Annotated in this window: 10 protein-coding genes; 3 read left to right on the top strand and 7 right to left on the bottom strand. The window is 43.7% G+C overall.

Annotated features, from left to right (window positions below):
* Positions 1 to 19: 19 nt before the first annotated feature.
* The 4 genes from M4S28_RS21955 to M4S28_RS21940 all read right to left on the bottom strand — a co-directional run bounded on the left by M4S28_RS21955 (position 20) and on the right by M4S28_RS21940 (position 6,161).
* On the bottom strand, positions 20 to 1,141 hold the full coding sequence (locus tag M4S28_RS21955; protein ID WP_249632863.1) for a phospholipase A: 1,122 nt from the start codon (positions 1,139 to 1,141) through the stop codon (positions 20 to 22).
* A gap of 4 nt (positions 1,142 to 1,145) precedes the next feature.
* The gene (locus M4S28_RS21950; RefSeq protein WP_249632862.1) at positions 1,146 to 1,826 is read right to left on the bottom strand and encodes a DUF3313 family protein; all 681 of its coding nucleotides are present in this window, start codon (positions 1,824 to 1,826) and stop codon (positions 1,146 to 1,148) included.
* A 126-nt stretch (positions 1,827 to 1,952) separates the two neighbouring features.
* A complete protein-coding gene (locus tag M4S28_RS21945; RefSeq protein WP_249632861.1) occupies positions 1,953 to 5,000 on the bottom strand; it encodes an efflux RND transporter permease subunit in 3,048 nt (1,015 codons plus the stop codon).
* A 9-nt stretch (positions 5,001 to 5,009) separates the two neighbouring features.
* Complete coding sequence (locus tag M4S28_RS21940; RefSeq protein WP_445329539.1) at positions 5,010 to 6,161, bottom strand: efflux RND transporter periplasmic adaptor subunit; 1,152 nt, start codon at positions 6,159 to 6,161, stop codon at positions 5,010 to 5,012.
* 244 nt (positions 6,162 to 6,405) lie between these two features.
* On the opposite strand from M4S28_RS21940, the gene M4S28_RS21935 reads away from it, so the two are divergent.
* The 3 genes from M4S28_RS21935 (at position 6,406) to M4S28_RS21925 (ending at position 10,279) form a co-directional block, all read left to right on the top strand.
* Positions 6,406 to 6,666, top strand: a complete 261-nt coding sequence (locus M4S28_RS21935; protein ID WP_249632859.1) for a hypothetical protein — start codon at positions 6,406 to 6,408, stop codon at positions 6,664 to 6,666.
* A 147-nt stretch (positions 6,667 to 6,813) separates the two neighbouring features.
* Complete coding sequence (gene aspT, locus M4S28_RS21930; protein ID WP_249632858.1) at positions 6,814 to 8,532, top strand: aspartate-alanine antiporter; 1,719 nt, start codon at positions 6,814 to 6,816, stop codon at positions 8,530 to 8,532.
* A gap of 148 nt (positions 8,533 to 8,680) precedes the next feature.
* A complete protein-coding gene (locus tag M4S28_RS21925; RefSeq protein WP_249632857.1) occupies positions 8,681 to 10,279 on the top strand; it encodes a bifunctional aspartate transaminase/aspartate 4-decarboxylase in 1,599 nt (532 codons plus the stop codon).
* Positions 10,280 to 10,392: 113 nt separating this feature from the next.
* Here M4S28_RS21925 and M4S28_RS21920 read toward each other — a convergent pair whose 3' ends face one another.
* From M4S28_RS21920 to M4S28_RS21910, 3 genes are all read right to left on the bottom strand, one after another.
* A complete protein-coding gene (locus M4S28_RS21920) occupies positions 10,393 to 11,082 on the bottom strand; it encodes a hypothetical protein (RefSeq protein ID WP_249632856.1) in 690 nt (229 codons plus the stop codon).
* Positions 11,082 to 12,263, bottom strand: a complete 1,182-nt coding sequence (locus tag M4S28_RS21915; RefSeq protein WP_249632855.1) for an OmpP1/FadL family transporter — start codon at positions 12,261 to 12,263, stop codon at positions 11,082 to 11,084. The genes M4S28_RS21920 and M4S28_RS21915 overlap by 1 nt, the downstream gene beginning before the upstream one ends.
* A gap of 93 nt (positions 12,264 to 12,356) precedes the next feature.
* A complete protein-coding gene (locus M4S28_RS21910; RefSeq protein ID WP_017094755.1) occupies positions 12,357 to 13,169 on the bottom strand; it encodes a crotonase/enoyl-CoA hydratase family protein in 813 nt (270 codons plus the stop codon).
* Positions 13,170 to 13,386 lie beyond the last annotated feature (217 nt).

Genomic DNA, 13,386 nt, shown 5'->3' with positions numbered 1-13,386 from the left:
TGATAAAAAGCGATAACCGCTACAACGCATTGGTTAGCAGAATACCCACACCAATCCTTTCACTGTTGTAGTCATAATCAATCAAGCTTTCTCCATAGCCTTTGTAGTACTGGACATACCCTTGAAGCCGGCCATACAGAGGAAAGCTGAGTGATGTCTGTATGCCACCATACCCGGTTTGAAAGTTGTAGCGACCCAATGCTGAAACCTCAAAACCATCCCATTTGTAAGCGCCAGACAATTCATAGTGACCCAAATAGTCTTGAATATCAGGGTTGTCATCGCTACTACTCGACTCAGGAATTCGGTACCAAGGCTGGAAATAAACCGCAAAGTCATCTTCGGTATACCCTAGCCCAACATAAGCGCGGTTCCAGCTCCGACTAAGCTCTGCCGTTCGTCCGTTAGATTCATGCTCTAAACCCAAACGCGAAAACCAAACACCATCAGCTGACTCGATGTTCAAAGGCGTTTCGTAAAAGATCTCTGGGCGATAGTTAGTCTCTCTAAATGGTGCCGAGATATCAGAAGAGTACGCCTGCCAAAATGATTTGAGCGTAAAACCAAAATAGATTTTATCTGCTTGATTAAACACACCATCATCGGCCACCGGAATTTTTAAACTTAATTGCAGTTTGATCTCTTCATCACTGAGGTCATCCGCTTTACCTCCGAATCGCTCATCCCCATATGGCTGTGTATTCACGTTGGTCATGTGAGTCACTGGCAAAATGTAGTTCAAACGATAAGGCGTTATAACAAACGGGTTATCTTCAGTTGTATACTCCATCTTCAATCGCGGGACTTTAGACTCAAGTGCACTTTCGCTGATTGAGTCTAAACCGACTTCGCTGGTTTCACCCGAGAACTTATTTTCGGGTGTTTTGTTTGATGTAACGGCTTCTTGGGATGCGCATTGCTGCTTTAACCACTCAATGCTTTGTTGATTGGTTGCTTTGGCCAATGAAGACAAAATACATTGCTCATAGCTTGCTCGTTCATCAACACCGCTAGTATTGGCATACGCTGAAGCATTCACAGCGAGACCGATAACCAGTAGAGCAAGCGTGTTTTTGTGTCCAGCTAGCCTTTCACCAACCCCAAGGCGTTTACTAGCGCTGTTCTGTTTACGAGCTCGCATCACTCTACCCTTGGTCTTTATCTTGGTAAGTCACTTCAAACGCAAAGTCGACCGCTTGCTGAGTAATTTGCTCAACGTTTTTATCAAGCATCTCAATGGTGATTTCTGATTTGTCGTTCTCAAGTACGCCATTATCGTTCACGACGAAAATACGGCGACCAATGAGCTGAGATGAATCATGATCTTTCAGAACCACACTCGCCAATATACGAATAGAGCGATCACGAGTACCTGCTGCGTATTTTACAGCGCCGATAACCGAACCTACTGGGATAAACTCAGTCACACGCATGTCTTCAGGAATATCATTGATATCATATAACTTCACGCTAATATCAAGCTCCTTGTTCTCCAAAACTACGTTCTTGTAGCCCTGTAATTTATCAGCCAACTTTTCATCCATTTTCTTATGGATCTGTGCTTTAAATTGAGACTGAACCTCCTTTGATACATGCTGATCAACACCAGAGCTTTTCATGCTAACGGTTGTAAATTCAAATTGATTAAAGTGAAGTGACGCGCTGTCTTTCGCTATCCAAGAAACGCCTTTCCTATCATCATCAAACTGGCTATCAATAAAATAATGATTTGAGTCGACGCTCTGGATTTCTTGTTTATCTGGCATGTTGCTTGAACAGCCAGCAGTGAATAAAACGAACAATGGGAATAGGTAATGTAGTTTCATGTGAACCTCTAGTTTTCTAAATTTTGAGTGCACGAATCCCTGAGCGATAAGGCTCATAAAATGGGACTCGTGTTGATTAAACTTTTATGTTTATTGGCCGCGTAAAGTAAGCAGCCAGATAACGGACTAAACTTCTTGCTCTTGCCCGCGGTGATCCGCAGCCAAGTAGGTGTATATCGTTGGTACAACGAACAGAGTGAATAATGTGCCTACCGACATACCCACCGTGATGACCAAACCAATAGAGAATCGGCTTTGCGCACCGGCTCCGCTTGCAATAAGCAGCGGTACGACACCGACAACCATCGCAGCTGTGGTCATCAATACTGGTCTCATTCGAACAGTCGCTGAACGAATAGCGGCCTCGCGTCGGCTGCATTTCAATTCCTGTTGCATTTGGTTTGCAAACTCCACAATCAAAATACCGTGCTTACTGATTAAACCTATCAAGGTCACCAACCCCACTTCGGTGTATATGTTGAGCGTATCAATGCCCAAGTACAGTGGCATCAGAGCACCAAAGATAGACAATGGCACACTGATTAATACCACCAGCGGGTCTCGCAAACTTTCAAATTGAGCTGCCAGCACCAAGTAAATAATCACAAGAGCAAGGAAGAACGTCGTAACCAGTGAAGAGCCTTCTTGTAGGAACTGTCTCAATTGGCCTGAAGTGTCCGTCGTATAAGACTTAGGCAATATCTTCGCTGCTCCTTCTTCCATTACTTTGTAGGCTTCACCGATGCTGATTCCTGGCATCATTTTCGCTTCAATCATGGCGCTGTTAAGCTGTTGAAACTGATCCACTTTCGATGGCTGTACTGATTGGCTAATTTCAATCAATGACGCCAGTGGCACCATCTCATTGGTGTTAGAGCGTACGTGGTAGTTCTTTAAGTCATCCCAAGAGTTACGGTTCTCGTTAGGTACCTGAGTGATAACTTGGTAGCTGCGCTGATCCATCGAGAAGTAATTCACGAAGCCTTCACTGATAAAGCGAGACAACACGGTACCGATGTCTTGTGCGTTCACGTTCATCTGAGCCGCTTTATCGCGGTCGATGCGAATCTCTACCTGTGGCTTATTAAAATTCAGGTCGTTTTGCACATAGATGAACTTGCCACTCTTCTGTGCGTACTCTTTCAGTTTTTCAGCGTACTGATAGAGATCTTGATAAGAGCCCGTTGGCGTTTTCAGAACCATCTGGAATGGCAGACCTTGCGGTGTGCCTGGCAAGTCCGGTGGAGAGAAGGTATACACCTGCAAACCCGGTAATACAGAACTCTCTTTTTCGAAACGTTGCATTACCTCTTTTGCTGTTGCTTCGCGCGAATCCCAATCTTTCAAAACACCCAAACCAAAGAACGCATTGTTGTTCATGTAACCGTTATCTAGCATGGTCATTTCGACTTCATCGTTCTTGCTGATAGAGTCAATCAGAGCCGGAGTAAAGTGGCGAATGTAATCGGTATTCGCTTGTGCAGGACCTTGCCCCATCACAATCATCACGCCCTGATCTTCTTCAGGTGCCAGTTCAGATGAAGTATTCATAAACATGAACACCAGACTGATCAGCAACGTTCCTACCACAGGCCAAATATAAACACGGTTGTTCAACACATGTTCGAGCACTTTTCGATAGCGCTCTGTTACGCCTTCAATCACTGCATCGATCTTCTTAACCAGTTTTCCGTCGAGAACCGATTTATTAAGCAGTTTTGAACACATCATCGGCGTTAGCGTTAAGGCGATGAAACCCGAAATGAGTACTGAACCCGCCAAAGTGAATGCGAACTCAGTAAACAGCTTACCGGTGAGTCCTCCCATGAAACCAATCGGCGCATACACTGCGGCCAATGTAATGGTCATCGCAATAACCGAGCCTGCAATTTCACGAGCACTGTCTATTGCAGCCTTAATTGGGCTGGTGCCATCTTCTAAGTGGCGAAAGGTGTTTTCTACAACAACGATGGCATCATCAACCACCAGTGATATTGCTAATACCATGGCAAGCAGCGTCAACAGGTTAATACTGAAGCCCATGCTCAACATGAAGAACATAGAGCCAATCAATGACAAAGGAATCGTTACAAGTGGTATCAACATCGCTCGCATTGAGCCCAAAAAGGCGAAGATAACGATGACTACGATCAGTGCGGCTTCGATTAAGGTTTTTGCTACTTCATCAATTGAGGTTTCGATAAACTTAGTCGAGTCATAGATTACATCCGCTTTAATACCTTCAGGTAAGCCTGCTTGGATCTGTGGAAGCAATTCGTAAATGCCTTCAACAACGGTCAATGGGTTAGATGTTGCCGTATTGCTGATCGCCGTTGATACGGTAGTCACACCATTGAATTCAACGTCTGAGTCATAGTTTGCTGCGCCTAGTTCAACCGTCGCCACATCTTTTAAGTGCACCAGTTGCCCGTCATGCGCTTTCAAAGCCATGTTCTTGAAATCGTCTACAGAACTTGAATCGGTATGAGCGTTAATATCAACTTCGATATAAGGGTTTTGCAACTTGCCCGCCGCACTCACAATGTTATTTGCACGGAGCGCGTTTTGAACATCTTCAGCCGTCAGACCATATGAAGCCAGTCGTTGAGGGTTCAGCCAGATTCGCATTGCAAAATCTTCTTGCCCCAATATGTCGACCTTTGACACCCCCTCAACAGTAGAGAAAGTCGGCTTAACTACGCGGCTCACATAGTCCGAGACTTGCTCCGTCTTCAATGTGTCACTCGAAAATGAAACATATAAGATCGGAGATTGAGACGTCGACTTAAGAATACTCGGGTCCAATACACCCGACGGCAGCTTATATTTCACTTGCTGCACGAGAGACAAAATTTCGGTCAAAGCACTATCAGATGGATATCCTAGCTTCAAATAAACCGTGATAACCGACTTACCCAGAGCACTATCCGATGTCATGTAATCAATGCCCGCTGTTTGAGCAACTTCTGCCTGCAGTGGCTGCGTCACATACCCTTGAACGCTGGATGCACTGGCACCTGGATAACTCGTTGTAATGGTAATAACGCCTGTTTCAATTTCTGGATATTGACGCACTTGCAATGAGGTGAAGGCTTTAAGGCCTAACACCAACAGTACAAGGCTTAATACCGTAGCCAAAACTGGACGTTTAATAAATACATCAGTAAATGTCATGGGAGTTTCCTAGTTACTTTGCTTAGTACTTTTGTCAGTAATCAGCGGATGTTGGTTATTAACCAGAACCCATCCACTATTCTTGAGTTGGTGTTGGTTTGAAGTCACAACCACATCCCCTGCTTTCAAGCCCGAAACCACGCCAACATAGCCACCTTGTTTGGGGCCGACTTCAACAGTGCGCTGCACAACCTTGTACTCGTAAAATGGTGATGCATCGTTGCTCGAATGTTCGCTGGCCTTTTTGGTCGACGCATCCAGCACAAACACGGTGTTCCCATATAAGGTGTAACTGATCGCAACAGAAGGTACGGCCACGATAGTGTCCGATTCTGATGTGATTAACGTAGCGTCGACATACATACCCGCCTCTAAAGGCACGGCTTGGTTAGCCAAGGCTCTCAATTCGATATTGTGCGTGTTGCTGTCTGAGCTCGGTTCAATGGCAGAAATAGTGCCGTGAAAGACTTCGTCATTCGTTGCTTCTGAATAAAACTGTAAATCTTGCCCTACCTTCACATCGTGTAAATAAAGCTCTGGAATAGAGAAATCGACATATTGCTTTGATTTGTCTTCCAGCTCGACAATCGCTGTGCTTGAATTAATAAAATCACCCACATCGATATTACGAATCCCAACGCTGCCAGAAAATGGCGCTTTCACTTTCATGTAGTCAATTTGCGTAGCAATATATTCCAACTTTGCACCTTCAGCATTAAATTGAGCTTGTAGCTTATCAACCGAGTTTTTTGAAACACTGTTATTTCTAAGGAGCAATTTGTTTCTCCTCAATTCGACTCTTACCAATTCAACTTTGGATAGCTGGCTCTTATAGTTGGATTTCAATAACGCATCATCCAATTTAACAAGAACATCACCTTTATTTACTTGCTGACCTGAAGTAAAGAGAATCTCTTTTACTTGGCCTGACATTTGACTCGTCACATCAATAGATTGATTAGAATGAATGTTACCAATGACTTTTAAACTTTTATCCCAAGTATCTTGATTTACTTTTTCCGTTGTTACAGATATAGCTGGCAATTTAAAATTAGCGACCTTCTCTTTGATCATTTCACCTTTTACATAATGAAAGCCAAATACAAAAGACAGTAATATAAAAAGAGCTGACCCGACAATAACGCCTTTATACTTACTCATGTGTTCACCTTGTTTTTTAAGTCTGGTCATTCTACCTATCGACACTGCCAATAAATCAAACTCATATAACATCCACCAAATCTTATATAAAATAAAAATCAAACCTTAAAAATCAAATACTTAAGATAAAAACACCAATCGGCACTCAATTTTTGTTTTATTGCTATTTTATTTGAACATGATTTATCTATTTTCTCGATCGATATAATTCTCATCGTTCCTTAAACAAATAAACGAGTTAACTATGTCGAATCAAATTAATCACACTAAAGTCACTATTAAAGAAAAGATGAAACGTATATATGGAGAAGATGTTACCCATGAACATAATAAAGACCATTTAGAATATAGAGAACATCAACCCTCTCATTCTGGTCAACATGGTGGCGACCCAGAAGGCCATAAGCATTTAGTCAATCACCATTCTGATGGTCATCATGGTAAACATCACAAAGATAAAATGCATGACCATAAAAAATCATCGCGACTGCATCATAAAAAGTAGAAGGCTGGATGAAGCCCAGATTATTAAAAAACAAAGCATTAGATCAGTTCATCAACCAAATGTTGATTAATGCTTAATCAAACGTTAAACCAAATTAAAAAATGAAATAGCGAGTCAATGATGATGCTATTTCATTCAAGGATTACTATGTCATTTATTATTGAACAACTTAGAGACTATCCGTTTATAGCGCTCTTTTTATCACTCGGTCTCGGTTACTTAATCGGTAAAATTAAAATCGGTAAGTTTGAATTAGGTGGAATCGCAGGTTCACTGCTTGTTGCTGTAGCACTTGGTCAGATCGGCGGTATCGCGATCTCTAACGAAGTAAAAAGCATCTTCTTTGCTTTATTTATTTTTATGGTGGGTTACAACGGCGGTCCGCAGTTTTTCTCGTCATTCCGCCTTTCATCGCTAACACGCTTATTCGCTTCGTTTGTGATGACGTTTGTAGGATTAATCACGGTTGTGTTGCTCTCTAAATGGGCAGGACTAGATAAAGGTTTAGCGGCGGGCCTTGCGGCTGGTGGCTTAACACAATCGGCAATCATAGGTACTGCAGGTAATGCTATCGATCAGCTGAACCTAGCGCCAGATGTCACCTCAACACTTAAAACAAACGTGGCTGTGGGTTACTCGATCACCTACATCTTCGGCTCTCTTGGTCCGATTCTAATGATGTCACTCATTCCAATGGTAATGGGTTGGAACATAACCAAAGAAGCGAAGAAGCTTGCGGAAAAAATGGGCGCTGGCAGCAAGCAGCTAAACGAGGGTGAATTCTCTGCATTGAACCGCGTATCTTCTCGTGCTTATCAAGTGACCGCGAACTCTATGTTTGTTGGAAAAAGTGTTGTCGAGTTAGAAGAAGCATTCGATGCCGACCTCACAATTGAAGCTATTTACCGCTCACACCAAGACACAGAATCAACGTTAGATTTGACGAAGAACCCTATTTTAGCGGCGGGTGACAAAGTTTACCTTACTGGTCTGACTCAGGCATTTCCTAAAGTGACCTCATTGGGTATCGAACTCGGTGAATTTAGTGAAGAAAGCAATGTTGTCCAAACACAACAGAAGGTCGTACTCACGAATAAGAAACTAGCGGGTATTACGCTACGTAAGCTTCACGATGAAACGAACGCACGTATTCGTCGTGGTGTTTATATCACTCAGCTATCACGCATGGGCCATGATATTTCGACATTGCCAGAAACTGAACTGCACATTGGTGACGAAATCACCTTAGTTGGACAAAAAGAAGACATAGCTAAAGTCATCAAAAAAATTGGCTACAACAGCCCACTGCCTAGTGTTACTGACTTCGTAACAATGTCTTTCGGCATGGTGCTTGGCTATCTGATTGGCGAGATTGGTTTCACTATCGGTGGTTCTCATATCGCTCTAGGTTCAGGTTTAGGTTGTCTGGTTTCCGGCCTACTTGTGGGCTACCTAAGAATGCGTACACCTCGTTTAGGCAGTGTTAACCACGGCGCAGCCAACTTTATGCAGACATTCGGCCTTGCAGTATTTGTTGCGGTTGTTGGTATTAATGCAGGCGCTCCAGCGCTGACGGCAATCAAAGAGAATGGCGTAACGCTTTTACTGCTAGGTGTGTTGGTCACTCTAATTCCTCAAGTACTGACGTTCCTATTCAACTACTACGTGCTCAAAATCAAAAACCCAGTAGAAGCGCTAGCGGTTATCGCGGGTAGCCGCAGTGCAAACCCTGCATTCGCATCGCTACTAGAAAAAACACAAAACAGCACACCAGTACCGAGTTTCACGATGACTTATGCGGTTGCCAATATCTTCCTCACCTTATGGGGTCCGATCATCATCAACCTAATTACCAAAATCTCGTAATCAACATCGAATCAGCCAATTGATGATTCAACTTATTCATTAACTACTTAACACAGTAGCTAGCCAAGCAGGCTAGCTGCTCAAAGAAATTAACTCATTGATATATCCAAAAAACTTGGATCTTAAACAAATTTAAAGAGAAACGACTATGAAACGCACAGATGAAAAACGCCTAGAAACACTAAGCCCATTCGAAGTAAAAAACACACTGATCGACCTTGCTCAGCATTCACATGAAAAAACCATGATCAACGCTGGTCGTGGTAACCCAAACTGGGTCGCGACAGCGCCACGTGAAGCCTTTTTCCAATTAGGTATGTTTGCACTAGAAGAATCAAAATCGAATTTCTCAGGGTATGAAGGCTTTGGTGGAATGGGAGTTCAACAAGATATTAGCCTGCGCTTTCTTCAGTTTTGTGAAAAATACGAAGACCAAGAAGGTGTGCAATTCCTCATTGAAGCCTTCCAGTTTATTACGGATCAATACCAGGTAGACGGTGATGCGCTTATTTATGAATGGGTTGAGGGGATTCTAGGTAACAACTACCCAGTGCCTGATCGCATGCTCAAATATTCGGAACTCATTGCTCGCAAATACATTGAGCAAGAAATGGCAGGCTCGCAGCCATTACCGGCAGGAAAGTTTGACTTGTTCGCCGTTGAGGGTGGCACAGCGGCCATGGTTTACATCTTTAACACGCTAAAGAGCAACCGACTATTGAACCCTGGTGACACCATCGCGATTGGTGCGCCGATTTTCACTCCGTATATTGAAATGCCAGAGCTTGAAGATTACGCGCTCAACAAAGTAGAAATCATGGCGGATGAAGCGTCTGCGTGGCAAATCCCAGACTCTGAATTAGAAAAACTGAACGATCCAAGTGTTAAAGCTTTCTTCCTCGTTAACCCAAGCAACCCAGCTTCGGTTAGATTAAGCGATGAGACACTCTATAAGATTGCAGAGGTTGCTAACCGTCGCCCTGACCTAATCCTTCTTACTGATGATGTTTATGGCACTTTCGCTGATAACTTCACATCATTAGCAATGCTGGCTCCGAAGAACACTATTCTAGTGTATTCATACTCTAAGTACTTTGGTGCAACAGGCTGGCGTTTAGGCGTGATTGGCGTACATGAAGACAACAACTTCGACCGTATGATTGCTGATCTTCCAGAGGAAACCAGAGGCACACTAACGGCAAGATACCAAGGCATTGCACTTGAGCCGAGTAAGATTAAGTTCATTGATCGTTTAGTGGCAGACAGCCGTGCAGTAGCACTGAACCATACGGCCGGTCTTTCAACACCTCAGCAGATTCAGATGACAATGTTCTCGCTACTGTCTTTGATGAAGGATGGTGAAGAATACAAACGATTCGCGAAACAAATTGTGCGTCGTCGCTACCGCACTCTAATGCAGAATAACTTAGCCGCGCCAATCGTTGCTGAAGGCGATCAAACCGGTGCATTCTATTACGTGGAGATTGATCTGAAAGAGATTGCTCAAACGATTCACAGCAACGATTTCTTCGCATGGTTAGAAGAAACGTATGAGCCGCTTGATTTCTTGGTACGCCTTGCAGAAGAACATGGTGTGATTGTGATGCCTGGGGCAGGTTTTGATGCGCCAACGTGGTCTCTGCGTGTGTCTCTCGCGAATCTAGAGGAAGCACAATACGCAAATATCACCAAAGCGATGAACGCGGTAATGCAAAGCTATGTTGAACGTTACGAAGCGGCTTGCTAACACGACCTCAACACTAGAAAGCTCATAGAAGAGCGATAAGTTCTGAGTGTAGATTCACTAAATTAGTGAGCCTACACTCAGTTCTTTTTATCTAAGACGATATGTTAGAAAAGCTATTTGAACTCATAGGTATAAGAAGCGCCAACACTGTTATTTTCACCGAAGTCATCCTCAGCAAAAATAGTGAAGAAGTTGAATGATTGAGCATCACTCAACTTGTAGCTAGCACCGACGCCTGCCCAATACCCTGAATAATCATCAGACCCCATTGAACCGCCACCGAAGCCCATGATAGACCATTCATCAGTAATCGTTTTTAAACCAAACGCACCAATGTAGCCACCGTGTGTTGAGCTCGGCATCAACACATAGTCAGAACCAACGTTATCATCATCGAAAACAGCTACTTCGCCGTCATTATAGCTGTAACCAGCCATAGGGAAGATTTGCCAACCGAACGGCTCAATATCGAAATAACTCAGTGGTATAAATGTACCAATACTGTAGTTGTTCTTATAAGCATCATTATCGTATTCAGAACGACTAAAGTTAAAGTTAACAATGCCTAATGGCAACAGCCAAGAACCGCCTAATCGCCACTCTTCACCGTCTGCATTGACACGAGCATTGATCATTCGCGCTTCATCTAAACCAATAGAGCCTGAGAACTGCAAATCTTCGTTATAAGCAACGCCCGCTTTTGTCACGATTTTAGTCGGATCATCAGGGTGCTTCTCTTCAGCAAAAGCACCCATCGATCCGAACGTTGCCACAGCAACAAGTAATAGATTACGTAATGTCATTAGAAGGTCGCACTAACGCCAACAAAGTGGATACGGCCATCGAATGAGCCGTTTAGCAAAGTATTACCTTTTGGTCCACTTCGGTTCATATCAACTGAACCCAAATCTGCGTATTCGTAGAACACGTCGATCAAGATATCATCCCAATACGTTGAAGCACCTACCGAGTAACGGTATTGCTCACCTACCGGTAAATCAACCCATTGCATTGCAGGATCGTCTTGTGGTGAAGTTTCGTAAGAGAAGCCTGCTTTCAAACGCCAGTCTGAGTTCAGTTGGTAGTCCGCACCTACTGCAAACTTCCACACGTCGTCCCAATCGCGTTCAAGTGGAACACCACTAATTGGGCTTCCAGCAACACCAAAATCAAGAACTGTTGTATCCCACTCACTCCAACGATGTAATTGCACACTAGCCAATAAGTCGAGCTTTGGGTTAAGTGCGTAACTAGCGCTGATATCAACGATCTCTGGCAAAGCAAGATCCATAGCTAGAGAGTTAGACAAATCTTCTAACCCTCTTAACTCATTATTAAATTCGTGCTCAAGCTTTGACCGATAGCTAGCACCCAACTTAAGTTTATCCGACGGCGTAAACATTACACCTAGGTTATAACCATAAGCCCAGTCACTGTCTTGCTTTGCTGTAAAAACAGAGGATGACTGTTGTAACGCAGCCCAACTTAACTGGATACCGGCACCAACCGACCACTGGTCATTCAGTTGGTAGCTTAGTGATGGGTTTACTTGCATCGCAGTGAGGGTGATATCTTCTAAGAGTTCAGCTCCCGCCCATTCACTGCCGTAATCGAGGCTTGAACCACCCACAGCGCCAAGCGCGATACCAAGGTGTAATTTGTCAGTCACTTGGTGAGCGTGAAAGGCACCAAATGACGGCATTACGGAATGAGCTTTACCATCTGGATTACCATCGTTGTCTTGATATTTCATCTCAAGATCAAACGCCATTGTGTTGATGGTGGTTTTGCTTTCACCCATGTGAGACATGGTTGCTGGGTTGGTCCACATCGCCGCAGCCGAACGAGTATAAACACCGTCACCGGCACCAGTAGTACCGGCATTGGCGACAACAGCTTCTTGTAAAAACAAACCACTTGCGAAAGCATTTAAGCTTGTAAAAATTGCGGTGGCAGCTAGCGAGTAAGTAAAAGTTTTGTTCATCAGATTGCTCATTTAGCCTTAGACATTAAATTGCTCTAAGGTTACCGCAAAGCCCCATAAACAAATGGAATATCCGTTATTCCTGTACAAACGCTATTTGAACTTTCTCGCGACGTATGAACGTGGCTTGTCTCGATGAATTTCACGTTGAGCAGCGATTGCTCTATTCTTACCTAACCCTACCTTTATCTGATACCAGGTCTCGTAAAACACTGCCATGCCAGGGCTTGACCACCAAGTCTTGTTGTAGAGTTTCTTATTAGCAGCGACGACATCTGGCGACCGATTCGCACACTCAAGTGCCAACGCATAAGCTTCAGCGTAAGGATCTTCGGCAATCTTGGTTACCAGCCCATAGTCTTTCGCTGTTTCACAGTCGATCTCTTTAGCGGTCATCGCCATTTCTAAGGTGTGATCTTTACGCATTAACTCTCGAAATGCGATGGCGCCTCCCATGTCAGGAATCAAACCCCATTTGGCTTCCAATATCGAGAAAGTCGCGTCTGGACTGGCCATCCTAAAATCACCACCACTGGCTAATTGAAGGCCGCCTCCCCAACAACGACCATGAATCGCAAAAATGACAGGACATGGGATCTCTCGCCAACCAAGCGAAAAGCGCTGCGCAGCATTGGGTAATGTCGGTAACCATTTGAACAAGAGCTTCATCGCCCCTACTTTACTGTTCAATAACGATTTAACATCTAAGCCAGAACAAAAATCGGAACCACTGCCCTTAACAATAACAGCTCGAATATCTCTGTTCTTCTTGAGCTCACTTATCATGTCATTAACGGCTTCAAACATCGCCATATCAATAGCATTGAGCTTATCGGGTCGATTCAACACAACCGTCGCAATTTGGTTTTCATCGATAGAACAAGTAATACGATCGAGGTTTGGCATGGTGGCTACCTTATAAGTGGTCAGACCTTTAGATTATACATTTTATTAACATATGCCAAACTTGCACATTAAGAAGCGAGACCTGTGTTGCTTAACGCCGCCCCCTTACACAAGCGACATCAATAAAAAAGCAGTGATGGATCGCTCCATTCACTGCTTTTCATTCGTAGCTTTTTTGCCAATAGCTTTAATTGCCAGTAGCTTTGAATACCAATAG

Source organism: Vibrio sp. J383 (assembly GCF_023503985.1).
Lineage (GTDB): Bacteria > Pseudomonadota > Gammaproteobacteria > Enterobacterales > Vibrionaceae > Vibrio > Vibrio splendidus.
The sequence above is the reverse complement of the archived record's forward strand: the minus strand, read 5'-3'. Positions and strand labels throughout refer to the sequence as shown.

What these genes read in the sequence shown, in the direction of transcription:
- M4S28_RS21955 (WP_249632863.1), bottom strand. Translation starts at nt 1,141, where the DNA reads ATGCGAGCTCGTAAACAGAACAGCGCTAGTAAACGCCTTGGGGTTGGT.
- M4S28_RS21950 (WP_249632862.1), bottom strand. Translation starts at nt 1,826, where the DNA reads ATGAAACTACATTACCTATTCCCATTGTTCGTTTTATTCACTGCTGGC.
- M4S28_RS21945 (WP_249632861.1), bottom strand. Translation starts at nt 5,000, where the DNA reads ATGACATTTACTGATGTATTTATTAAACGTCCAGTTTTGGCTACGGTA.
- M4S28_RS21940 (WP_445329539.1), bottom strand. Translation starts at nt 6,161, where the DNA reads ATGAGTAAGTATAAAGGCGTTATTGTCGGGTCAGCTCTTTTTATATTA.
- M4S28_RS21935 (WP_249632859.1), top strand. Translation starts at nt 6,406, where the DNA reads ATGTCGAATCAAATTAATCACACTAAAGTCACTATTAAAGAAAAGATG.
- aspT (WP_249632858.1), top strand. Translation starts at nt 6,814, where the DNA reads ATGTCATTTATTATTGAACAACTTAGAGACTATCCGTTTATAGCGCTC.
- M4S28_RS21925 (WP_249632857.1), top strand. Translation starts at nt 8,681, where the DNA reads ATGAAACGCACAGATGAAAAACGCCTAGAAACACTAAGCCCATTCGAA.
- M4S28_RS21920 (WP_249632856.1), bottom strand. Translation starts at nt 11,082, where the DNA reads ATGACATTACGTAATCTATTACTTGTTGCTGTGGCAACGTTCGGATCG.
- M4S28_RS21915 (WP_249632855.1), bottom strand. Translation starts at nt 12,263, where the DNA reads ATGAACAAAACTTTTACTTACTCGCTAGCTGCCACCGCAATTTTTACA.
- M4S28_RS21910 (WP_017094755.1), bottom strand. Translation starts at nt 13,169, where the DNA reads ATGCCAAACCTCGATCGTATTACTTGTTCTATCGATGAAAACCAAATT.